This is a genomic window from Ectobacillus ponti (assembly GCF_024294785.1).
GTDB classification, from domain to species: domain Bacteria; phylum Bacillota; class Bacilli; order Bacillales; family Bacillaceae_G; genus Ectobacillus; species Ectobacillus ponti.
In genome coordinates this window covers 275154-297665 of record NZ_JANCLT010000003.1, presented here as the reverse complement: position 1 = coordinate 297665, position 22512 = coordinate 275154, and the positions used below count along the sequence as shown (strand labels likewise).

26 protein-coding genes and 1 pseudogene are annotated in these 22512 nt (G+C 52.1%); 14 read left to right on the top strand and 13 right to left on the bottom strand.

The window, feature by feature from the left end:
* Nucleotides 1–74: 74 nt before the first annotated feature.
* Entirely contained in the window at nucleotides 75–371 is a 297-nt protein-coding gene (locus NK662_RS07685) for a 2-acyl-glycerophospho-ethanolamine acyltransferase (RefSeq protein WP_254758334.1), read from the bottom strand.
* 352 nt (nucleotides 372–723) lie between these two features.
* On the opposite strand from NK662_RS07685, the gene NK662_RS07680 reads away from it, so the two are divergent.
* On the top strand, nucleotides 724–2004 hold the full coding sequence (locus NK662_RS07680; RefSeq protein WP_254758333.1) for an ATP-binding protein: 1281 nt from the start codon (nucleotides 724–726) through the stop codon (nucleotides 2002–2004).
* Nucleotides 2005–2101: 97 nt separating this feature from the next.
* Here NK662_RS07680 and NK662_RS07675 read toward each other — a convergent pair whose 3' ends face one another.
* From NK662_RS07675 to NK662_RS07660, 4 genes are all read right to left on the bottom strand, one after another.
* Nucleotides 2102–2479 (bottom strand): hypothetical protein, encoded by a 378-nt coding sequence (locus NK662_RS07675; RefSeq protein ID WP_254758332.1) that lies wholly within the window; start codon nucleotides 2477–2479, stop codon nucleotides 2102–2104.
* Nucleotides 2476–2955 (bottom strand): GNAT family N-acetyltransferase, encoded by a 480-nt coding sequence (locus NK662_RS07670; RefSeq protein WP_254758331.1) that lies wholly within the window; start codon nucleotides 2953–2955, stop codon nucleotides 2476–2478. Before NK662_RS07670 ends, NK662_RS07675 begins: the two co-directional genes overlap by 4 nt.
* A 66-nt stretch (nucleotides 2956–3021) precedes the next feature.
* The gene (locus NK662_RS07665; protein ID WP_254758330.1) at nucleotides 3022–3183 is read right to left on the bottom strand and encodes a hypothetical protein; all 162 of its coding nucleotides are present in this window, start codon (nucleotides 3181–3183) and stop codon (nucleotides 3022–3024) included.
* A gap of 143 nt (nucleotides 3184–3326) precedes the next feature.
* Nucleotides 3327–4790: an amidase family protein gene (locus tag NK662_RS07660; protein ID WP_254758532.1), complete on the bottom strand. Its 1464-nt coding sequence runs from the start codon at nucleotides 4788–4790 to the stop codon at nucleotides 3327–3329.
* A 320-nt stretch (nucleotides 4791–5110) separates the two neighbouring features.
* Here NK662_RS07660 and tagD point away from each other — a divergent pair, with 320 nt between their 5' ends.
* From tagD to NK662_RS07640, 4 genes and pseudogenes are all read left to right on the top strand, one after another.
* Nucleotides 5111–5509 (top strand): glycerol-3-phosphate cytidylyltransferase, encoded by a 399-nt coding sequence (gene tagD / locus NK662_RS07655; protein WP_254758329.1) that lies wholly within the window; start codon nucleotides 5111–5113, stop codon nucleotides 5507–5509.
* Complete coding sequence (locus NK662_RS07650; RefSeq protein ID WP_306470822.1) at nucleotides 5506–6747, top strand: CDP-glycerol glycerophosphotransferase family protein; 1242 nt, start codon at nucleotides 5506–5508, stop codon at nucleotides 6745–6747. Before tagD ends, NK662_RS07650 begins: the two co-directional genes overlap by 4 nt.
* A 101-nt stretch (nucleotides 6748–6848) precedes the next feature.
* Nucleotides 6849–6932 (top strand): annotated as a pseudogene (locus tag NK662_RS07645) (YjcZ family sporulation protein); the annotation flags it as partial.
* Between the two features lie 222 nt (nucleotides 6933–7154).
* Nucleotides 7155–8069 carry an alpha/beta hydrolase gene (locus NK662_RS07640; RefSeq protein ID WP_254758327.1) on the top strand — a complete coding sequence of 305 codons (915 nt, stop codon included), beginning with the start codon at nucleotides 7155–7157 and terminating at the stop codon, nucleotides 8067–8069.
* 18 nt (nucleotides 8070–8087) lie between these two features.
* Here NK662_RS07640 and NK662_RS07635 read toward each other — a convergent pair whose 3' ends face one another.
* From NK662_RS07635 to NK662_RS07625, 3 genes are read right to left on the bottom strand one after another with little or no spacing between them, the layout of a single operon-like run.
* Nucleotides 8088–8876: an EcsC family protein gene (locus tag NK662_RS07635; RefSeq protein WP_254758326.1), complete on the bottom strand. Its 789-nt coding sequence runs from the start codon at nucleotides 8874–8876 to the stop codon at nucleotides 8088–8090.
* A 52-nt stretch (nucleotides 8877–8928) separates the two neighbouring features.
* Nucleotides 8929–9837, bottom strand: a complete 909-nt coding sequence (locus tag NK662_RS07630; RefSeq protein WP_254758325.1) for a sporulation protein — start codon at nucleotides 9835–9837, stop codon at nucleotides 8929–8931.
* A gap of 43 nt (nucleotides 9838–9880) precedes the next feature.
* Nucleotides 9881–11182 carry a hemolysin family protein gene (locus NK662_RS07625; protein WP_254758324.1) on the bottom strand — a complete coding sequence of 434 codons (1302 nt, stop codon included), beginning with the start codon at nucleotides 11180–11182 and terminating at the stop codon, nucleotides 9881–9883.
* 267 nt (nucleotides 11183–11449) lie between these two features.
* Between NK662_RS07625 and NK662_RS07620 the strand changes: the two genes are divergently transcribed.
* From NK662_RS07620 to NK662_RS07595, 6 genes are all read left to right on the top strand, one after another.
* Nucleotides 11450–11875, top strand: a complete 426-nt coding sequence (locus NK662_RS07620; RefSeq protein ID WP_254758323.1) for a MarR family winged helix-turn-helix transcriptional regulator — start codon at nucleotides 11450–11452, stop codon at nucleotides 11873–11875.
* A gap of 119 nt (nucleotides 11876–11994) precedes the next feature.
* Complete coding sequence (locus tag NK662_RS07615; RefSeq protein WP_254758322.1) at nucleotides 11995–12621, top strand: FMN-dependent NADH-azoreductase; 627 nt, start codon at nucleotides 11995–11997, stop codon at nucleotides 12619–12621.
* Between the two features lie 280 nt (nucleotides 12622–12901).
* Entirely contained in the window at nucleotides 12902–13771 is an 870-nt protein-coding gene (locus tag NK662_RS07610) for a YitT family protein (protein ID WP_254758531.1), read from the top strand.
* A 200-nt stretch (nucleotides 13772–13971) separates the two neighbouring features.
* Complete coding sequence (locus NK662_RS07605; protein ID WP_254758321.1) at nucleotides 13972–14607, top strand: FMN-dependent NADH-azoreductase; 636 nt, start codon at nucleotides 13972–13974, stop codon at nucleotides 14605–14607.
* A gap of 137 nt (nucleotides 14608–14744) precedes the next feature.
* Nucleotides 14745–14942, top strand: coding sequence for a hypothetical protein (locus NK662_RS07600; protein ID WP_254758320.1), 198 nt, complete (start codon nucleotides 14745–14747; stop codon nucleotides 14940–14942).
* 221 nt (nucleotides 14943–15163) lie between these two features.
* The gene (locus tag NK662_RS07595) at nucleotides 15164–15349 is read left to right on the top strand and encodes an aspartyl-phosphate phosphatase Spo0E family protein (RefSeq protein WP_254758319.1); all 186 of its coding nucleotides are present in this window, start codon (nucleotides 15164–15166) and stop codon (nucleotides 15347–15349) included.
* 34 nt (nucleotides 15350–15383) lie between these two features.
* Here the strand turns inward: NK662_RS07595 and NK662_RS07590 are convergent, their stop codons facing one another.
* The gene (locus tag NK662_RS07590; RefSeq protein WP_254758318.1) at nucleotides 15384–15695 is read right to left on the bottom strand and encodes a hypothetical protein; all 312 of its coding nucleotides are present in this window, start codon (nucleotides 15693–15695) and stop codon (nucleotides 15384–15386) included.
* A gap of 188 nt (nucleotides 15696–15883) precedes the next feature.
* On the opposite strand from NK662_RS07590, the gene NK662_RS07585 reads away from it, so the two are divergent.
* Entirely contained in the window at nucleotides 15884–16027 is a 144-nt protein-coding gene (locus NK662_RS07585) for a hypothetical protein (RefSeq protein ID WP_254758317.1), read from the top strand.
* Nucleotides 16028–16056: 29 nt separating this feature from the next.
* On the opposite strand, the gene cysK is transcribed toward NK662_RS07585, so the two are convergent.
* From cysK to NK662_RS07565, 4 genes are all read right to left on the bottom strand, one after another.
* Entirely contained in the window at nucleotides 16057–16971 is a 915-nt protein-coding gene (cysK, locus tag NK662_RS07580) for a cysteine synthase A (protein WP_254758316.1), read from the bottom strand.
* Between the two features lie 75 nt (nucleotides 16972–17046).
* Nucleotides 17047–17862, bottom strand: coding sequence for a uroporphyrinogen-III synthase (locus NK662_RS07575; protein WP_254758315.1), 816 nt, complete (start codon nucleotides 17860–17862; stop codon nucleotides 17047–17049).
* 49 nt (nucleotides 17863–17911) lie between these two features.
* Nucleotides 17912–19261 carry an aspartate kinase gene (locus tag NK662_RS07570; RefSeq protein ID WP_254758314.1) on the bottom strand — a complete coding sequence of 450 codons (1350 nt, stop codon included), beginning with the start codon at nucleotides 19259–19261 and terminating at the stop codon, nucleotides 17912–17914.
* Between the two features lie 230 nt (nucleotides 19262–19491).
* Nucleotides 19492–20253 (bottom strand): NRDE family protein, encoded by a 762-nt coding sequence (locus NK662_RS07565; protein WP_254758313.1) that lies wholly within the window; start codon nucleotides 20251–20253, stop codon nucleotides 19492–19494.
* Nucleotides 20254–20361: 108 nt separating this feature from the next.
* Between NK662_RS07565 and NK662_RS23695 the strand changes: the two genes are divergently transcribed.
* The gene (locus NK662_RS23695; protein WP_254758312.1) at nucleotides 20362–21633 is read left to right on the top strand and encodes a methyl-accepting chemotaxis protein; all 1272 of its coding nucleotides are present in this window, start codon (nucleotides 20362–20364) and stop codon (nucleotides 21631–21633) included.
* A gap of 80 nt (nucleotides 21634–21713) precedes the next feature.
* A complete protein-coding gene (locus NK662_RS07555; protein ID WP_254758311.1) occupies nucleotides 21714–22403 on the top strand; it encodes a YwqG family protein in 690 nt (229 codons plus the stop codon).
* Nucleotides 22404–22512 lie beyond the last annotated feature (109 nt).

Below are 22512 nucleotides of genomic sequence, written 5' to 3'. Positions count from 1 at the left end.
CGCAAAGCGCTCACAGACGAGGAGCATTTCTTCCGAAAAGGTACGCCCACCGCTTTCAACGCCTTCGTGAGAAACTACTCTGCAATTACACGAAACAAGGTGTACAGAATTATGCCAATAGGTAGTGCGTTCAGGACCAAAGCAAAGATTCGTTTGGAGCGTTTTTCCTTGCTGAACATTGAAACAACGCTTACCGGAAAGCCAAACACGGAAAGAAGCAACGCAAGCCGCAAAAGCGACTCCAAAATATCACGCACACTCCTATTTGCGGTTTGTGATGACAGGTAAAGAGAGAATGCTCCGATAGTAAGCATAACCAGCGCCGTAAAGAATGAAATTTTCGTAAGTATGTTCAAATCTTTTCTTGTCAAGCAACCATCCCTCCTCAGAAGGTCGGATTCCGCTCTCCCCTTCATCTTCCTTTATATCCTTATTGTACCATTTGGGCAGATTGATGTATGTCCCTTTTTCCGTTGTAGTGCTCTATGATAGATTGATACAAAAAGAGAGAAGCAATGAAAGTAGAAAAAGACAGCCTAGGGCCGTCTCTTCTCACCAGGGAGATATTGTTCTTACTCGTTATGCGGTTCCTTCTCTTGCCGCAGCAGCATCTCCGAACGCCACTCGCAGCCTCTTCCCTTTGCTCCGCCAACGACCCATGAACACACATTTACATCCTCCTGCATCAGGCATTATAATCCGAATAGAAGGGGGGAATGGGTATTGTCCGAATTTATGAAAGATTTGCTGGTCAATTATCTGGTCATACTCGTATTTGTTTTTTTGGTGCAGCTCATCTACGAGAATTACTCAGTTTCAGAAACAAAGAGGAAATTTCTGATGTTTGGCGCCATGTCGCTATGCATTGTATTTGGCATGACCTTTCCATTCCAGATAGGTGAAGGTCTTCTGTTCGATTTACGGCTCATACCGCTGATGGTCGGTGTTCTGTACGGGGGCAGCGGGGTGGGTGCTTCATTATTCGTGGTTACTGCTGCATACCGCTTTTTCATAGGCGGGTTCGGCACCTGGCCGAGTATTCTCACGTTCTCCCTGGCATTGCTGGCTTTACGCCTGCTACATAATTCTTACGCGAAATGGAGTTCCCAAAAAAGAATTGCCGCAATGACCCTCTTCATGGGAATTACCACCTTATCCATCTTTACGGTGTTCTTGTTGTTCTTCTCCATTAACATAGGCCCTCCCCGCGTGTGGCTCATGATTATCGCAGCAAACATATTCGGGGCACTGGTTCTTGGCATTCTGCTGGAGACCATACGCTCTTCTTTCCGTCTGCGGGAGCAAGTCGTCCAGAGTGAGAAACTGCAGCTCATCTCTCAGCTTGCGGCAGCGGTGTCCCATGAAGTACGGAATCCCCTCACTGCCAGCCGTGGATTCATGCAGCTGCTGCTGACAGAAGGAATAGACACTGAGAGCCGCAATAGGTTTCTGAACATTTCCATATCCGAGTTAGACCGGGCAGAGTCCATCATTCGGGACTACCTGACCTTCGCAAAGCCAGAGACAGAACAGCTTGTGTCGCTGTATGTTCCAGATGAAGTGAAGCGAATGATTGACGTCATTACACCTTTGGCTAATATGCACAACGTCCACATTACCTCAGATGTCGCGGCGTGCTGCATAAAAGGGAGTCCACAGCTTTTCACACAAGGACTCCTGAACATAAGCAAGAACGCAATTGAAGCCATGCCGCATGGAGGCTCTCTTATACTTGCCGCAGAACAGAAGGAGGGCACGGTGTTCATTTCTTTGTCGGATACGGGCATTGGCATGATGCCGGAACAGGTCAAGCGGCTTGGTGAGCCCTACTACTCCACAAAGGGCGCTAAGGGAACAGGGCTTGGCATGATGGTTACCTATCGAATTGTTGAGGCGATGGGCGGAAGCATTCAGGTGGATAGTGAGCCGGGAAAGGGAACAAGATTCCTGATTGAACTCCCCGCTCACTTTCCTGATCAACCAAGGCAAGTACAGTATACATGACGAAAAAGCGGGCAGTTCATTCCTGTCCGCTTTGCCGGTCCTTACTCACAGCAGATCCTGTCCATTGAAAGAGCGGACGCGACCGGATGATGCCCGCTCAAAGCGGCGGATTGATAAATACCCTGTAGCCTCTCCAAAACGGTTGAGTGGGCACAGAGACGGTATGACTGTCCCGCTGAAACACAAGCCTGCCTGCTGTCCGATCCTGCGCCGTCAGCTCGTACCCCTGTTCCTTCATTTGGTCCACGAGAGGTGTGATGCTCCCCTTCGTCACATACAAGGTATCGTTGTCAATGTTGTGCATCATTGCCACAGACTCGCCTTTCACCTCTAAAGTGTATACCGCTTTCAACGCTTCCATAGGCCTGTATTGGCCGAACAGCGACTGCCAGTTGGCAAATACCCACACCATGCCGATGCCTGCCAGCAGCAGGACAGCCGGGATGGCTATTATGAATCTCTGCAGCTTTGTCATACCGTGCCTACCTCCCCTATTGGCTGCACATCCATTTCATAGATGCACGTCTCCCGCTCGCCCCGTTGGTACAAGTCATGATGCGGCGGCACTTCTATTATATCCCGCAGCCTTGCCCCCGCCTTCTCGCACGTTCTTCTCGAAGGGATATTATTCGGATTGCAGGAAATGATGAGCGTCTTCATCCCATGCGCGGCAGCCACCTTCCGAATGAGCAGACAGGCTCTGGCAGCATAGCTGTTCCCCCTGAACTTACTCTTTACCAGGTAGCCAATATGCCCGCCATACAAGGTGTTCTCGTTGTCACCGACCCGCAATACGATTTTCCCCATCACAAGCCCCGCGTTGTTGGCCGGCGCAATACTGAATTCATAAGCGGGCACGAAGCCTTTCCGTTCATCAGCAGGGATGTATTTCCAGGGAATCAGCTGAATCTCCCCGTCTGTCAAGTCATAGAATGTTTGAAATACAAACATATGTATCGCTCTCTTTCACACTATTGTTCCTGCGCATGGCAGCAGCATAAGCCTTACGCACGTTCTTCACATTCTCTCCGGCTTTTTAACATATTTCGTACAGTACGCCGCCAGCATCAGGCATACAACTGTCATCCCCCAGACAAAGATGCCCCAACCCGTGTAATGCCCCACTATTTGAACAAGGGCAATTAGAAAGAAGCAGATGGAAGTCAGGTATCGTTTCATCAGCAATCCCCCTTTTCCGTATGATGTTGCCATACTTGTATTCTCTGAAGCCTCCTGCTTTTCCGGAGGCCTCATCTATATAGCTGGAAAACCACCTGCACAAACATGTATATGCTCCCTCACTTCACGAACGAAAGCCCCCGTCAGCTGAGGATTGGGGCTTTTCGATGTTTTGCAGCTTGTTCAAAGGAATAGGCCAGTCGAATTAATGTTCCCTCACTAAAGGCGCCGCCGGCAAATGTGATGCCGAAGGGTCTTCCATTTTCCATATAGCCCGCGGGGACTGCGATGGAAGGATAGCCGGCTTTCGCACAAATGGTGGAACCGATATACGAAGGAAACAAAATGGCATCGAGATGATACTTGTTCACTGCATAATCCATCCCTTGCTCTTGGGAAAAATATAAATCCTCCAGCTTTGCAAGTAGATATTCAGGGTTCGTCAATGTGCTGTGCGGCAACCCTTGTCGATATTCAAGCATATTCTGGCCATACTTCAACGCTTTCTCTTCATTCCTTGCATTAAATTCAATTAATTCCCTTTCTGAATGTACGGGCAGATGCGGCGGCAGCTGGGACAGATAATTTCCCAACGCATGCTTCATTTCATAAATCGGAACGCCCCAGCTCCATTCTCTGTGAAAGGATGGAATCTCAATCCCCTCAATGACTTCCGCCCCTTTTCCCCGCATTGCTTGAATGGCATTGTGAAACAGGCTTGCATCATACTCATCTGAGTCAGCTGAAGCTGAATGGAACACGCCGATTCTTGCACCATGCAGCCCCTCTGCATCCAAAAAGGGTGTATAGTCCTGATAAGAAGCTCCTTCACTTTTATAGGTAGCCGGATCAGATTGGTCAACACCCGTTAACGCCCCCAATACGATGGCTGCGTCAGCAACGGTGCGTGCAAACGGTCCCGGCGTATCCTGTGTGTAGGTGAAAGGGGCGATGCCGCTTCGGCTGATTAACCCGACCGTCGGTTTGATCCCCACGACCGAGTTTTGAATGGCGGGACTCAGAATGGAGGCGTCTGTTTCGGTTCCAATGGACAATACGGTGAAATTGGCGGCGACCGCTACAGCAGAGCCCGAACTGGAGCCGCCGACAAAGAATTCACCCGGGCCATATGGATTCAGCGTCTGGCCGCCTCTGGAGCTGTAGCCTGCCCACATGGTTGTGGACATGCCATTTGCCAATTCGGTCATATTGGTTTTTCCAAGGATAACCGCTCCTGCTTCCCGCAGTTTTCCCACCAAATAGGCCTCTCTGCTGCTTATATGATGCTCCAAGGCCAATGTTCCGGCACTTGTATGCATGTTATCTTTTGTTTCAATATTATCCTTCAGCAAAACAGGGATACCGTGAAGCGGACCTCTGGCCCCCTTCATTTTTCTTTCATTGTCTAAGCCCTCCGCAATAAATATGGCGTCAGGATTGATCTCAATTACCGAATTTAATGCAACCCCGCTTTGGTCATGCTTGGCAATCCTGTACAGATAATACATGACAAGCTCTTTTGAGGTCAGAGCTCCCTTCTGCAGCGCGTCTTGAATTTCTTGCATCGTCAATTCTTCTTTGAGCATGGCATTAAACGTGAGTTCCATCAAATTTCAACCTCTTATCGGATTTATAATATTTTCATCATTTCACCAAATACTCCCGCACATATGGAGCCTGCTTTGTTTGCAAATCCACAGAACCCTCCTTTTGTATAATTCTACCATATTCATAGCTTCAAAGGGGAAAGATTCTTTGGATGCCAGACCTCTCTTGTGAATCTTGCATCTCCCCGTTGTTGTACAAGGACAGCACGCATATACATATCCCAAAGAGCACCGTATCCATTCCTGTCACCCTTTTCCTTCCGCACCAAGGGCGGCGGTCCATGCGCCCGAGTATAGAAAGTTCACAGGGGGAGATACTGATGAAAAAAGTCATCACATATGGCACCTTCGATTTGCTGCATTGGGGCCATATCAATTTATTGCGGGGCGCGCGCAGCCTTGGTGATCACCTGACAGTTGCTTTATCGACGGATGAATTCAACGCCATAAAAGGGAAAAAAGCGTACCACCGCTATGAGCACCGCAAAATGATTCTGGAGGCTGTCCGTTATGTTGACGAGGTCATTCCGGAGCAGGATTGGGGGCAAAAGGTTCTGGACGTGAAGGACCGGCATATTGACGTGTTTGTCATGGGAGATGACTGGCACGGGAAGTTCGATTTCCTGCGCGATCATTGCCAGGTGATCTACCTGCCGCGGACTGTCGGCATCTCCACCACAAAAATAAAGAAGGAGCGAATGATGGCAACGAAGCAATGATGCTAATCCGCGAACTGATTATAACCATATACCTATGTGCATTTAAACTGCTGTTTATCTGCTTTCGTTTCTTTCCCCTGCAAAACAAGATTTCCTTCGTCATGTCCTATGGCGAAAACCAGATGTATATTTATGATGAGCTGCGAAGGCAGGACGAGAGCTGCCAGGTGATCTTTTTGTATAAACGCACCTGTAAATACCGCCTGCCGCAGGATTACCGAACAAGAGCATATGAGTTTGAATCCCTTCATCTCTTGCATACTTTAAAATCCATCTATCATTTGGCGACTTCAAGGCATGTTGTCATCGACAACTATTTCGGCTTCCTGGCCGCAGTGAAATTCCGCGAAGGGGTGCAATGCACGCAGCTTTGGCATGCGGGCGGGGCAATCAAGCAGTTCGGCCTGCTTGCCCCCTCTGCCCGGTCCAGAAGCAAGCGGGCGCAGCGCCGGTTCCAAAAGGTATACAATAATTTTCACCGTGTTGTCGTCAGCTCCGAAGCGATGGCGCGCGTCTACAGCTCCGCCTTCAGCCTGCCGATGGAGCGGATGCTGCCGCTTGGCATGCCGCGGACAGATTTATTCTTCCAGCCGGACAAGCAGGCCCGCATTATCCGGCAGCTGTACGATGACAATCCGGGCCTGCGGCACAAAAAGGTGCTGCTGTATGCGCCGACCTTCCGGGAGCAGGAGCTGGACAGCTTTTCTCTGCAGCTGGACGTGGATTTGTTGTACAAGCATTTGCGGGAAGAGTATGCTCTCATCGTCAAGCTGCATCCAGCGATTCTTCAAGCAACCGATTTACCGGAGAAGTACCCGGGGTTTGTCTATGATTATTCCGGGTATCCACATATCAATGACCTGCTGCTTGTCACCGATATCTTAATTACGGATTACTCCTCAGTTCCTTTCGAGTTCTGCTTATTAAAGCGTCCGATGATTTTCTTTGCGTATGACCTTGGCCCGTATACGGAAAAGGGCGGCATGATGGCGGACTATGCGAGCCAGGTGCCGGGCCCCATCGCTTTCACAACAGAGGAGCTGCTTCAGCATATCCAGCAGCAAACCTTTCAGCAGGAGCAGATTGAGCAATTCTCGCTGATGTGGAATCAATACACAGCCGGAGAAGCCAGCAAGCTCTTCGTCGAGCAGGTGCTGAAGCAGATGCCTGCCGGACATTCCACAGCGTGGGGGCAGAGAATGCAGATGCTGCGGAAGCAGCGAGAACGGGCGGAATGAACAAGCCCATTATGTACCTGAGGCTTGTCTCCCCAGGTACATAATCCATACTCCTTGCGTATGATGTTGATGTACGATACGAAGTAAGGAGGAGAAAATCTATGAGTCATGATGGCGGCGGCTTCTACGGCGGCTTCGCACTTCTTGTTGTGCTGTTCATTCTGTTGATTATCGTTGGTGCTGCGGTATGCGGCGGCTTCGGCGGCGGTTACGGCGGCGGTTACGGCTACGGCTGGTAATACAAACTATGCAAAAGAAGGGTGTTCGCAGGAACCCCTTCTTTTTTTATGCCGGCCTATTCATGGGAAGAACAGCGGCATCTTCCTGCAGCGGCAGAATGTAACAATATAGCAGGCAGCGGAATCACACAGGATAAAAGCACAAACCTTGCAAAGGAGGCTGGTGCTTTGGCTTTATTTCCTCTCCAGAAAAAGCCTGTCAAGCTGCTCGCGGCTGCTTGGACAAGCCTGATTTCTCTTTGGCTGACCATCACCGGCTACATCGTGGCCTGGATTCTGATTCACCCGCTGAAGCTGCCGCTGCTGCGCAAGCCTGCAGGCATTCTCTATCAGGATGTGGCGTTCCCAAGTCCTTTGGACGGACTGCAGCTGCGCGGCTGGTGGTTTCCGGGCGGCGGCACACAGGCGGTCATTTTCGCCCACGGCTACCGCGGGCATCGGAATGATAAGCAGTTCCTCGGCCTTGCCCGTGAGCTTGTGCGCCACGGCTATTCTGTGCTGATGTTTGACTTTCGCAGCTGCTGCAAGTCGGACGGCTTTGTGACGACAGCCAGCGTCCTCGAGCAGCATGACCTGCTGGGGGCGGTGCAGTTTGTAAAAAAGGTGAAGCAAGTGGAGCAGACAGCCGTCATCGGCTGGTCCATGGGGGCCGCCGCCGCCATCCTGGCCGCGCGCCAGACCGGGGACATTGCCGCACTCATTTGCGACAGCCCCTTCGATGATTTGGAAAGTTATCTGGCTGAAAACCTGAGCAAGTGGACACTGCTGCCCCGGATTTTCACGCCTTACATCATGCGTGCATTTGAGGCGCTCATTCAGCAGCCTTGCCGCCTGTCCAGCCCAATTCGGCACGTTGGGGACGTAACGGCGCCGACACTGTTCATCCATTCCCGGCATGACAGCATGATTCCCTATCATCACAGCCTGCTGCTGTATGAAGCCGCCCGCGCCGACAAGGAGCTCTGGCTGACCGACAGCGCCAAGCATGTGGAATCCCACCTGCTTCACTCCGACTTATACGGCCGGAGGGTTCTCTCCTTCTTACACCGCCATATGCCACGCACAAAAGGATTGGCCCGATGAACGTGCCAATCCTTTTCATTACTGTTCCAAAGAAGCTGCCTGCAGACGCTCCAGAACGCGCCGCTTCCGATACAGCATCTTCCCCGCTTCCGCGATTTCTTCAATTGTTTTGCGATTCAAGTAGGCCCCAAACACCATACCGGCAACAGGCACAAGCTGAAACAGCTTCTTCCAGCCATAGTTATCGCGATATACTGTAATGACTTCCCGCCATGCGGCCACCTGGGAAATGCCGTTCTGCTGGCCCGTGCGGCTGTCAAACTGCTGCAGCTCCCGCAAAATGGTTTGCTTGCCGACGATATCAGAGGAGGAAAACTGCAGACACTTGACAATAAAGAGGCGCTCCTGCTCCTCCTCCGGATCATACCCGTAGCAAAGCGCCATTTCCTGCAGCACATGCAGCGACATGCCGAGCAGCGCCGGAATATCAATTCCCAGCGTCAGCAGCCCGCCAAACCCCGTTGTTGCCCCTTGGGCTGTCGCGATCGTTTTGCGTGAGGCAATGACGCTGTCAGCCGCCTTGTCCATGCGCCGCAGCGGCAAAGCTCCTACCTCGCCCAGTGTCCGGGCCTCAAACCGCTTCAGTGCAGCTTGTTTGCTTACCACGTATTTGCTCCCGCTATGAATATACTGGCTCAGCTCATCCAGCACAGCATTGATTTTGTCATGCAGAAATTTCGGCGTGAGCTTATCCAGCAGCTGAAACGGCAGCTTGCCCCAGCGCTCCCAAAACCAAAGGTCCTCCTGCTCCCGCTCCCAGTTCTCCACACCCCGCAGCTCCTGCTGCAGCTGTTCCTTCGTTTCCATCCGGCATCTCTCCTTTCAAAATAAAACAGAGGAGGAATCCCCCTCTGCCGCTTTAGACATCATCATCCCCGCCGAAGAAATCGCCAAATCCGCCGTCTTCTCCACCTTCAAAGGCATCATCCACATCCAGCACATCCAGCACGTCCAGCACTTCATCCAGCAGCACGGCCCCCATGATGCCTGCCGCCAAACCGCCAAGCAGGCTGTGTGTATGATGGGATTTATAGGATAATGGCTGTGCGTAGGCATGCGGGCGTTCAACGGCTTCCCCGATATATTGCTCCAGGACACGGGCGGTCTCGGCTTCACTTTGCAGCACGCCGGACTCCAGCTTGAATTCCCGCTGCGCCTCCACCTCGTGGTAGCCATGGCGGCAATCCACCTCCATCCAAACGAACACATCATGGCCGTCCCTCGCAAAGCGCAGTTCAATTTCCTCCACGCGGCCGGCAAATGCCGTCGTCGGAACAAAAGCAAATTCCTGGCCGTAGCGGTCTACCTTGCCGGAGGTTGGTTTTTCATGGAAGCCCAAATGCCCCAATGCGGCAAAGACAGGCCGGATTTCCTCCGGCACCTCAACCACGAGGCGGTCCACATCCGTCCGGTCCACACCGCCCTCAATGTCCAGATGCGTATCAAAATAATAGGACACAGTGCCGCGCGATACGGGCAAATCAGCCGGCACTGTATAAGTGAACGGAATGGTCTTTTGCTCCTGCGGCAAGATGGAAAAAGCGCCGCTCAGCGGAATTACCTGCACTTCCCTTGTTACAGTGCCCTGCTTTGTGCCAAGGCTCATCATAAGCCGGACCGCAAGATGATTGATACGCTGTTCAACCTCTCCGCCCTGAATCACAACCTGTCCCCGTACCGTCTCATCTGCCGCATACGGACGGTTCTCAAAGCGCAAATCCACTGTTGCAGCTCCCTTGCCAAAGCGCGCCAAAAATTTCTTTAACATGTCTCTTCTCTCCCTTTTTCTCTATGTAAAGGAGCTGGCAGCCTTATACGCCGGCTGCCGCCTCCTGCCGGCGGATTTCCACCCGCTTGATCTGATGGGCATCCTTCTCAAGCACGATGAACTCACAATCTTCCACTGTCAGGGATGCCCCCTGCTTAATGACATGATCCTGCATCATAATCCAGCCGCCGATGGTATCCACATCATCGTCCTCCATATGCAAACCGAACAGATCGTTCACCTCGCTGATCAGCACCTTGCCGTCGACAATCATATGCTGCTCGCCAAGGTGCTGCACCGGCGGCCGTTCGTCCTCATCATATTCATCACGAATCTCGCCGACAATCTCCTCCAAGATATCCTCCAGCGTGACCAATCCGGCTGTTCCGCCGTACTCGTCATATAAAATGGCCATCGGAATCCGCTTCTTCTGCATTTCCAGCAGCAAATCATGGATGGGGACAGTCTCCATCACTTCAATGACCGGCCGCATAAACTTCCGGATGCTGCGCTGCTCCGGCTCTGTATAGCGGATAAAGAAATCCTTGACATTCACCATGCCGATAATATCATCCTTATCCTCGCCAAACACCGGGTAGCGCGTATATTTCTCAGCCTTAATAATATTCATATGCTCCTGCAGCGAATCCTCCGCATACAGGCCGATAATTTCCGTGCGCGGCACCATAATTTCCTTGGCCACCCGGTTGTCGAATTCAAAAATATTATTGACGTATTTATACTCCCTCTGATTGATTTCGCCGCTCTCATAGCTCTCCGACAAAATCAGCCGCAGTTCCTCCTCTGAATGGACCGCTTCATGCTCGGAAGCCGGCTGCAGGCCGAACAGTCTGACCAGCAGCCGCGCTGAGCTGTTCAGCACCCAAATGAACGGATACGCCATCTTGTAAAACAGAATGAGCGGGCGGGAGAACAAAAGCGTGACCTGCTCCGCCTTCTGAATGGCCACCGTCTTCGGCGCAAGCTCCCCGATGACCACGTGCAAGAACGTGACAAGGGAGAAAGCAATGATAAAAGCAATGGTGCCAGCCAGAGCCGCCGACAGGTTCAAATCCAGGAAAAGCGGCTCCAGCATATGATGGACGGTCGGCTCCCCAAGCCAGCCAAGACCGAGAGCTGTTACTGTGATGCCAAGCTGGCAGGCTGACAGGTATTCATCCAAATGACTGGTGACATGCTTGGCTGCCGCCGCACCGTCTCTTCCCTCAGCCACAAGCTGATCAATGCGGCTTGTTCTCACCTTGACCACCGCAAATTCTGCTGCTACAAAAAATCCTGTCAATGCGATTAACACTGCAATCATTACAATATTGAATAGTTCCAACTGGCTCCCTCAAGCTGCTAAGGCTGAGGTACCCACCTCCCACATTTTTTCTCCATTTCTTCAGCTTAGTTTTTGTCGCTTCTCCCCCAGAAAATCAAGATATATTTGACAAGGCTTCGCTGCTTTCTGCCATTATAACACAAATCAGGTTCATTTGATTTACTTTTCGGAAGTTTATTTGAACTTATAATTAAAATATTAGCTGCATTGTGAACGAGCCGGGTTTTGCTTATAATAGGGGCAGGACAAGATAGACGGAGGAATGGCATGAAGCTTTCTTTTCACGATTACATCGGAATTGCAATCCATCAGGCAGACTTGAGGCTGACCAGCTATATCAAAAGCCGGCTGGACCCTTATAACATTGCGCCGGAGCAAAATCTGATCATGCTGCTGCTGTGGGATCAGGACGGCTTAACCCAAAGCGAAATTGCGGAGCAGCTTGAAAAGGATAAAACAAATATTACCCGCATGATTTGCAATTTGGAGGAGAAAGGATTCATCGAACGGGTCACAAGCCCGCATGACCGCCGCTCTCTGAAGGTGTATTTGACGGAAAAAGGAAAAGAGCTGGGCACGCATGTCATCCCGATTGCCGAAACCTTCAACGACATTGTTTGTGAGGGGATCACGGAGGAAGAACTGCGGATGCTTCGCGAAATACTCAACAAGATGTGCAAAAATGTAGGGTGACTTGCATTTTGCAGGCATAACAGTTGCTATAACAACTATTATTTGATATCTTGAACCTTGTGATGACATTCCATCCATCTATTGGTTGCTATAGCAACAAGAAAACAGGAGGTATTTTCATGGCAAACGTTCTTTTTGTAAAAGCAAATTCCCGTCCCGCTGAGCAAGCAGTCAGCGTACAAATGTACGATGCGTTCTTGAGCAGCTACAAGGAAGCACATCCGCAGGATGAAATTACGGAGTTGGATCTATTCGCGGAAAATCTTCCGTATTACGATACCGATAAAATTAACGCTATGTTCAAGCTGAGCCGCGGCCTGGAGCTGACTCCTGCAGAACAGGGAGCAGCCGCCACCGTCAACCGCTATCTGGAGCAATTCCTCACGGCCGACAAGGTTGTATTTGCCTTTCCGCTTTGGAACCTGACGCTGCCTGCTGTCCTGCATACGTATCTGGACTATCTGAGCCAAGCCGGCAAAACCTTCAAGTACACACCAGAAGGGCCAGTGGGTTTGCAAGCCGGCAAGAAAGTGGCTCTGCTGAATGCCCGGGGCGGCGTGTACTCCGAGGGACCAGCGCAGGCAGCCGAAATGGCCGTGAAGTATATCAGCGCCATGCTGGGCTTCTGGGGCATCACAGACATTACAACCGTGGTTACAGAAGGGCACAACCAATTCCCGGACCGCACTGCTTCCATCATTCAGGATGGCATCCGCCGCACAGCAGAAGCCGCCGCAGCATTCTAATCACAAGCTACAGCCGCAGGCCCTGCCTGCGGTTTTTTCGTTTCCACACTTTTTCCAATCGGATTTCTAGCCAATCTGTGTTATAATAAAAAGCAGGAAAATATAATACAGCCTGTCCTATATGCCCCTTCCCCCCTTTATTTCTGCTTATTTCACAGCAGCTTCAGCAGATGTGTGCTACATCGCCTGATAATCTGTTGCTATTATCAGGGGGAAAAAGAGACATGCAGGAGAGGAGATATACAAGGGGGAATGATCATTGCAATTGACGGAACAGCTGATGCAAAAGACAGAACATAGGAAGCTGACAAAAGGAAGCATCGCCAAGCGCACGCTCCTGATTACGCTCGGCGCCATTTTGATGGCGGTTGGGCTGGAAATTTTTCTAATTCCGAACAACGTCATTGACGGCGGCATTACCGGCATCTCCATTATGCTGGCCCATATTACCGGCATAAAGCTCGGGATTTTCATCTTCCTGCTGAACCTGCCCTTCTTCTTCATCGGCCGCAAGCAAATCGGCAAAACCTTCGCGCTCTCCACACTGTATGGAATTATCGTCCTGTCTGTTGCCACATCCCTGCTGCACCCCGTACAAAGCCTGACAGATGATGTTCTGTTGGCCACGGTGTTCGGCGGCATTATTCTTGGCATTGGGGTCGGAGTCGTCATCCGCAGCGGCGGGTCTTTGGATGGGACAGAGATTCTCGCGATTCTTTTCAATAAGAACACACCTTTTTCCGTTGGGGAAATTATTATGTTCTTCAACGTATTCATCCTCGGCACAGCCGGCTTCGTCTTCGGATGGGACCGCGCCATGTACTCCCTGATGGCCTACTTTATCGCCTTCAAAACCATCGACATTGTCATTCAAGGCCTCGATGAATCGAAATCCGCCTGGATTATCAGTGACTCCCACAAGGAAATTGGCGATGTCATCCTGGCCCGCCTCGGTCGCGGCGTCACCTATTTGAACGGCGAAGGTGCTTACACAGGCGACGACAAGAAGGTCATCTTCGTTGTCATTACCCGCCTTGAGGAAGCGAAGCTGAAATCCATTGTGCAGGAAATTGACCCGGGCGCCTTCCTTGCCGTATCCAACATCTCCGAAGTGCGCGGCGGACGATTCAAGAAAAAGGATATTCACTAGAAAAGCGGAACCGGCTCGTTCAGCTCACCGAAGGGAGCCGGCCGCGAAAGCTGGACCATTCGTCCAGCCCGCAGAAGCGACAGAACGGCTGCCGACTGACTGGCAGCCGTTCTCTTTATTTCCATCCGTCGCCCGGACTAGCCGCCCTTAAAGTGCACATCCTATGTAAAGACTTAACTGCACAAAGGAGGCAATCACATATGGCAAAGGTTCTATATATTACTGCCCACCCGCACAATGAAACACAGTCCTACAGCATGGCTGTCGGCCGGGCTTTCATTGATACGTACCGCGAGACACATCCGCATGACGAGGTGGTGCATGTGGATTTATATAAGGAGTATATCCCGCATATTGATGCCGATGTATTCAGCGGCTGGGGCAAGCTGCAATCCGGCGCTGCCTTTGATCAGCTGTCCGCTGAAGAAAAATCAAAGGTTGGCCGCCTCGGTGAGCTGAGTGAGCAATTTATTTCCGCTGACAAATATGTGTTCGTCACACCGCTGTGGAACTTCTCCTTCCCGCCGCTGATGAAGGCATATATTGACTCTGTGGCGGTAGCCGGCAAAACGTTCAAGTATACAGCGGAAGGCCCTGTCGGCCTGCTGACCGACAAAAAGGCGCTGCACATTCAGGCGCGCGGCGGCATCTACTCCGAAGGGCCGGCGGCGGAATTTGAAATGGGCCACCGCTATTTGAATGCCATTATGCAATTCTTTGGCATTCCATCCTTTGAGGGCATTTTCGTGGAGGGACATAATGCCTTCCCTGACCGGGCCCAGGAAATCAAGGAACAAGCTATTGCCCGCGCCAAAGAAGCTGCCAAAACGTTCTGATTCCAGCTTGGGCTGTCTCCTCGGGAGGCAGCCTTTTGGCTTTCTCTGAAGAAGACCTGCCAAACAAACCCTTTGACTTGTGACAAATTTGTGAATAAAATAAATATAACAATCAAAAGTGGAAGGAGAAGCATCCAATGCTGGAATTATTCAGTCCGTATTCCATGATCGGCCTTATCCTCTTCGGCATCTGCTTCAGCACGGTAATTGCACTGTACGTCAAGATCTATGCAAACTGTACCTGGGAATCCTTCTCCCGCATCATTTCCAACGGCTTTGGCATTACACTGCTGCTGACAACACTGGCATTTTTGGGGCATTTCTATACATTGTAAAGGGTGGAGCGCGGCTTCACTCTTTTCTTTTTCTTCTATCGTCACATTGGCAACTGTGTTTACCATGTTTTCCGGGAATTTGCAAGCAACAAAAATGTGGACAATTTATCAGGAATTCTATTCCAAATTGCCATAAACTATGAAATGCATGTTGCCCGGCAGGACATGTTATGATACCGTTAGGAAGGAAAAAATGATGCTACAAATATGGGGATTTGCATATGGGACACGAACAACTGCGCAGCCTGTCGCTGGAGATTGAAACCATGCGCTCGGCTATGCATGAAACGGCGAGCACACACGGTCTTTTTCATGCAGAAACGATCCGCATCAGCCAAATTTTGGATTATTTAATTTTACAATACCAGAAGCTTGCGCACGAATCTTCTTTGGCGCGCCTTCGGTGAATGATTTCATTGCCGCTGTCTCTTTGCACAGCGGCTATTTAATTTCAGGCATCCTTTGCTTTTCCCGGTCCCGGCATGCATGCTGCAGCAGACGAATTGCCTCTTCCACCACCTCCTGCAGGCCCTTCTCCCGCACCCGCAATGGTCTTCCCTTTCTATCCTCCACAGCCGTCCACACCCGTTCTCCTGCCAGGATCGCTTTCGCGGAAGCAATATGAAGCCGCTCTCCTCCCCGCTTTTGTTCATAAATATCCAAGCAGAAATATTCCTGCCCGCCGCCTTCTGCAACTGAGAGAAATCCCCATCGCATATAGGAAAGCTTCCATTCCTTCTTTGCTCTTCCCACATGAATCCATCCTTTCCATCCCTATGTAACAAGAACTTATGTTCCCCTCTTCATCATAGCACAACAAGAACGAATGTTCTATACAAAAACCGCAAAAAAGCGACCTTCCATATGTATGCAGCTGCATTTCCAAATAGAACAGCCGCGGAACGGGCAAGGTAAGAAAAAAAGGAGGTTGCAGTCATATTATGAAGGAACGCGGGCAAGACGAGCTGATTACCGAACAAGAGGAAGCCGAGGATTTGATCCGGCTGGCTGAAATCATCAATGCCAAAGGGGATGTCGGAGAAATTCAAGCCATCCAGCAGCGGAATATGCGCGAAAAGAAATAAAAACAGAGAGGGGCCCCTCCCCTCTCTGTTCAAAAAATATCCATGCTCAAATAGCGTTCCCCTGTGTCCGGGGCTATGCAGACCACCCGTTTCCCCGCTCCGAGGCGCTTCGCAAGGGTGACTGCCGCATGCACGGATGCACCGGAGGACGGCCCGACGAGAATGCCTTCTTCACGCGCCAGACGGCGTGTCATCTCAATCGCCTCTTCATCGGCAATCTGCATAATCTCATCATACACTTCCGTGTTCAAAATAGCAGGCACAAAGCCGGGGCTTGTGCCCACCAGACGGTGCGGGCCAGGCTGGCCGCCTGATAAAACAGGAGACCCCTTCGGCTCCACAACCGCCACATAGATGCCGGCAATCAGATTCCGCAGCGTTTCTCCCGTGCCGGTAATGGTGCCGCCTGTGCCGGCTGTCGCCACAAAGGCATCCAGCTTTCCTTCCATCTGCGCGTAAATCTCCAGCGCCGTTGTACGGCGATGGATATCCGGATTGGCCCTATTTTCAAACTGCTGCGGAATAAAGCTACCGGGAATGTCCTGCTGCAGCTCCAACGCTTTGCGTATGGCTCCCGGCATGCGCTCGGCGGCCGGCGTCAGCACAACCTCCGCCCCGTATGCCTGCAGCAGCTGAATGCGCTCCTTGGACATATTGTCCGGCATAACCAGAATCGCCCGATAGCCTTTGGCCGCGGCATTCATGGCAAGTCCGATCCCTGTGTTTCCGCTTGTCGGCTCAATAATGGTGCCGCCCGGCTGCAGCAGGCCCATGTCCTCGGCGGCTGCGATCAGATTGTAGGCAGCCCGGTCCTTCACGCTCCGGGACGGGTTGAACATTTCAAGCTTTACATATACGTCAGCCACATCTGTGCCAACCACCCGGTTCAGGCGGAGGAGCGGCGTGTTTCCAATGAGTTCCGTAATCGTTTGATATACCTTCACAGCTATGTCTCCTTCGTGTAAGTATACCCCTACCGTATCACGGGGCGGCAGCGGAACGCAATGACAATGCTCTTGCTAAAAAGAGGAAAGCTGCTCGTAATACTGCGCCAGCTTGACAATCGCGCTTCCCATCCGCTCTTCCTCCGGCACCACAATACGCGTGATGCCTGCTTCGCGCAGCGCCTGTGCGGTCACCTTGCCGACCGCGACTGCAACAACAGGGCCTGCAAACGCTGCGAGCACCTGCTCTGCCACTCCCTTTTCGCGCGCATACTCCATTAAGAAGCGGGCCTGCGGCGTGCTGGTGAAATTCACAGCGTCAATGTCTCCGGCAAGCAGCTCGCCCACCAGCAATTCGAGCATGTCCGGCTTTGGCGGCACATGATGGTACGGCAGAATCTCATGAAATTCCGCCCCCTGCTCCTCCAGCCAGGCAACCAGCTTCGGCGCCGGATCGCCATGCAGCTGCAGAGCCACACGCTTCTGCCGCAGGTCATGGGATGCAAGCTCCCGCATCAGGCCGGCCGTGCTGCCGTCATCATCGCGCACAAGCGGCTGCAGCCCCCACTTCTTCAGCATGTTGACGGTTTTGTAGCCGCGCGCAGCAATGGACAGGCGGCCAAGCGCCGCTGCAAATTCCTCTGCCCGCCCCATGGCTTCCGCTGCCTGATGCAGCTTGTCCAGCCCCACGCCCGTTGTCGCAATGAGCCAATCAAATGCTCCCGCGATAATATCGTGTATTTCCTGCTCTACATGGCTGTCATCCAAAAATACCGTTCCCTGCGCAGGGCGGATCAGCGGAATGCCGCCGAGATTCGCCACCAGCCTGCTGAGCTCCTCTGCTTTGCGCGGGCCGGCAAGCGCCACCCGTTTTCCTGTCAATTTTCCCATGCTTTCCTTCCTTTCTATACAAAAAGGAGAGGTTTCCCTCTCCCGTCGTTTATTTCGTGAAAAATGCTCCGTAAATCGCCTGAACCGCCTTTTGCTCATCATGAGCCTTCACGCCGAACATCATGCTGACCTCGGAAGAGCCCTGGTTGATCATTTCGATGTTGACACCAGCCTGCGCCAAAGCGGCAGACGCCTTTGCCATTGTGCCGACATTTTGGCGCATGCCTTCGCCCACGATCATAATCATGGACAAGTCGCGCTGCACCTTCACATGATCTGCATGAAGCTCACTTTGGATGCGCTCAATAATCTGCGCCTCTGTCTCTGCATCCAGCTGGTTTTGCCGCAAAATCACGGAGATATCGTCGATGCCGGACGGCGTGTGCTCATAGGACAAGCCATGGTCCTCAAGGATATGCAGCAGACGGCGACCGAAGCCCACTTCGCGGTTCATTAAATACTTGCTCACATAAATGCTGCAGAAGCCGCTGTCGCTGGCAATGCCGGTGACAGGACCGTTCTTGTTCACCCGCTCGCTCAGGATTCTTGTGCCCGGCGCTGACGGATTGTTCGTATTCTTGATGACAACCGGAATGCCGGCGCGGAATGCCGGAATGAGCGCCTCGTCATGGAATACCGCAAAGCCCGCATAAGACAGCTCGCGCATTTCACGGTAGGTCAGCTCATGGATGGCCTTCGGCTGGGCTACAATGTTTGGATTTACACAATAGACAGAGTCCACATCCGTAAAGTTTTCATACACGGCTGCGCCTGCTCCGTTTGCCAGGATGGAGCCGGTAATGTCGGAGCCGCCGCGCGAGAAGGTCACAACCGCGCCCTCCTCGGAATAGCCGAAGAAGCCCGGGAAGATGAGGATGCCGGAACGGTCGCGCAGCATGCGCAGGTTGTCATAGGACTCCGGCAGCACTTGGGCGTTGCCCGGTTCATCCGTTACAAACAGACCTGCTTCCTTCGGATTTACATAAGAGCTTTCGACGCCCATTTCTTGGAAGTATGCCGCCACAAGCTTCGCGCAGTTATCCTCGCCGCTTGCGAGCACCGCATCGCGGAAGCGGGCCGGGTTGCTTTTGTCCCCGTGCAGCACCTCCAGCAGGTCCATGGAAATCCGGTCGACTACATCGCGCGCAACACCAAGGTATTCCGCGATTTCCTCATAGCGTTTTACCACCGCTTGATATACATCCTTGCCTTCGCCGTTCATATACTGCTCCACACACGAAATCAGCAGGTCTGTAACTTTAATATCTTCCTTAAAGCGCTTGCCCGGCGCGGAAACCACAACAATCTTGCGTTCCGGGTCGCTTGTTACGATCTGAAATACCTTTTCAATCTGCTGTCCTGAGGCTACAGATGTGCCTCCAAATTTTACAACCTTCATGTCTGATCCCCTGCCAATATAAGATAATCCTCCCTATAAGAAAGGCCGCTAAGCGAATAAATAATCTGAAGATTTTATTTTTATAGGTTACATTATCTCTCTATCGGTTGCGGCTTGCAATGCTTTTCTGCGAAAAAAGCCGAAAAACCCTCATTTTTTAGACTGGCGGAGATGAGCCCCCGAAGAGAAATTATGCATATCTTCGGCTCCTCCTGCAGCTTCCCCGGATTTCACCGGGAAATTTCCATGCTGAAGCAGCGGTCTTCAGATTGGCCGCCGCTGTATGTACGCTCCGTGAATTGGATGCCCGCCGCGTTCTGCAGCAGCACCGCTGAAGAGCGGGTGCCGTAATCTGCACCTTCAATAAAAAGCGGCGACAGCCGGCGCTCCCACTCCAGCGAAACGCCTGTCGCCGGAAGAAGCTCATCCGGAGCCGGTTCAGCATGCTGCAGCATTTCCAGCAAGCAAGCTGTAAGCCCTTCCTCCGCTCCGCGCAAGCACCGCTTCATGCCGTCCATCCCTCTTTGCACCTTCGGCCATGGGTCATTCAAAAAGGCGTTGCTGAGGCCATAAATTCCTGGCTGGAGCACCTGAACCTCGTTTTGTACATTGGAATAGTACAGCAGCTTCCCTCCATCGCTGACCAGCAGATTAAAGCCGGGATACGCCTGTCCCTCCTCCTGTACCCGTCGCATATAGACCTCAGGCGCTTCCGCACTTTGCAAAAAGCCGCTTACAAGCTCTCCGCGTGTTCTTTTGCCCGCTGTCTCTTCCTTCGGATTGCGGTAATTGGTCAGGGCTGCAAACCTGCCTTCTGCCGTGACGCCCATCCAGGTGCCCATCCGCTCCAAATCCCGTCCCGCCAGAATATGCGGCATGTCCGCCCAAAAGTGGGCGGGAGCCGTAGGCCTGTCGCGGAGCTCATCCCGGTTGGCTGCCACAATTAAGCTGTATCGCGTGTGAACCTGATATGCAACATGAATCAAACACATACGCTCTCCTCCTTTTTACCATATTACCTGAATTTACATTTCCTTGAAATCCCTTTCGCCATGTATAATCTTATTATTACGTTATTTAATTTTAAGGAGGCTTTATCCGTGAAGAAGAACGATGCTGTTGTAAGCTTGGTTTCCTACCTTGTGCGCACGTTCCTGCAGGGACTCGCGATTGGCGCTGTCTCTATGTACTTATATTCCTTATTGGGCGGTATTCCGTTCTTGCGTGCCGGGACACTGCTTGCAGCTGTTCTCATTGGTATATTTGTAGCATTTGCAGGTATTTTTAACTTTACAAAATTCAAGAAGCCGTTCGATGCGATATCCGCGCATGTGAACAGCATTGCGGACGGTGATTTGACACCTGTTGTAAAGGCCGAAGATCTGGGGCCGCTGGACCGTTTTGAGGATCCGCTGAATCATATGACACAGTCACTGAACGAGCTCGTGTCCGGTGTACAGGAAGGCGTTGACCGCACATCCGCGGTCTATCACGAAACACAGCAACAGCTGCAAAGCGCCGCTGATGAGTTCCATGCCATTTCCTCTCATATGAACGTACTGGCCGACAGCTCCGCCACTCTTGCCGGGGCAGCCGCTGACAGCTCCAATGCCGTAGAGAGAATGACAGCGGAGATTGCCCGGATTGCAGATGTGACAACGAGAGCCGGCCAGCTCTCAGCCAAAGCAAATGCGGTGGCCTCATCCGGGAAGCGGGAGCTGGATGAGCTTGTGGCACAGATGTCAGACATCCGCCGATCCTATGAAAGCATGTCTGCCATGATGCATGATTTAACAAGCCGCTCCCTGCAGATTGACGAAATTGTCCAGGTCATCAACACCATTGCACAGCAAACCAACCTGCTGGCCCTGAACGCTGCCATTGAGGCGGCGCGCGCCGGCGAAAGCGGCCGCGGCTTTGCCATTGTCGCGGAAGAGGTGCGCAAGCTGGCTGAGCAATCAGCAGGCTCGGCGGCGGAAATCACGGCGCTGATTCATGATATTCAAGAGAATACAAAAACAGCGACGGCGGCTGTGGATGCATCCGATTCTCTCTTGTCTGCCGGATTGGAGAAAGCTGAGCACGTGGACCGCACCTTTGCCGAGATTGTGTCCTCCATGGAGGATGTGAATGGCCAAATGCAGGATATTATGGAAGCCAGCGACAGTGCCGCTTCCGGTTCTGAGGAAATTTCGGCTCGCGTGGATGAGGTTGCCCGTATTTCTGAAGCTTCCCATCAAAGCGCTGCGGAGGCGCTCCGCCTGATTGAGCAGCATTTGGAGTCGATCGGTGAAGTTGTACATGCCAAGCAGGAGCTGGAGCTTGTGCTGCATCAACTGAAGCAGGGAGCGGATGTTTTTAAAGTATCATGATGAAAGCCCGGGAGCCCCGGGCTTTTTCTCTTTTGCCGCTGGTATGGTATGCTTATCGCAAAACGAAAAGGAGTCACATGATGAAATACATACGTGAAATGATTGAAGCATATGGGCTTGGGCATGTCCGGGATGAAATTTTGGAGACGGTGTTCTCCTGCATCAAGCTTGTGCCGGCACCGGATGAACCGGTGCCCCTTGGGGCATCCAAAGCTGGCGGCGCACCGCATCTGCCTGCGGGCCAGGAGCAGCCGGATCCGGCTTTTCTCTGTCAGGTGAACCTGGCGGAGATGGAAGCGCCTGGCTTGCCGGCACACGGTTTGTTGTATTTCTTTTATGAAAACGGAGCATCCCGCGTGCTCTTTCACGAGGGTTCCGCTGAGCACCTGGCGGTAAGCCATGCCGCCGGGCCGTATCCGGAATGCCGCATTCTTCCGGAAAGAACAGAGAAGCTGCCGCAGCTGTTTTTTGAGGATGAAGACGATGATTTGCGGTTTTTGCAAATGCTGGAGGAGCTGGATCCAGACAGCTATGAAAACCACCAGATGCTTGGAGTGCCTTTTTCCGTGCACGGTGAAGTTCTGGAGGAGTTGGCGGCCGAACTGGACATGCCGGCAGAGAGCCTCGTACTGCTGCTGCAGCTCGATTCCGACCAGGGCAATCTCGGCATGACATGGGGGGAAATGGGCATGCTGTACTTCTGTATGACAAGACAGGATTTGCAGGAGCGCCGTTTTGACCGCGTATATTGCCTGCAGCAAAGTCTGTGAACGGCATTCAGCTTCCGCTGATGAAATCGCCGGACCTGATTGGGCTGCCCAGCAGCCCATATTTTTTACTGAAAAGGAGAATGCGATTCAGAAAGGGGAATGATGGGCT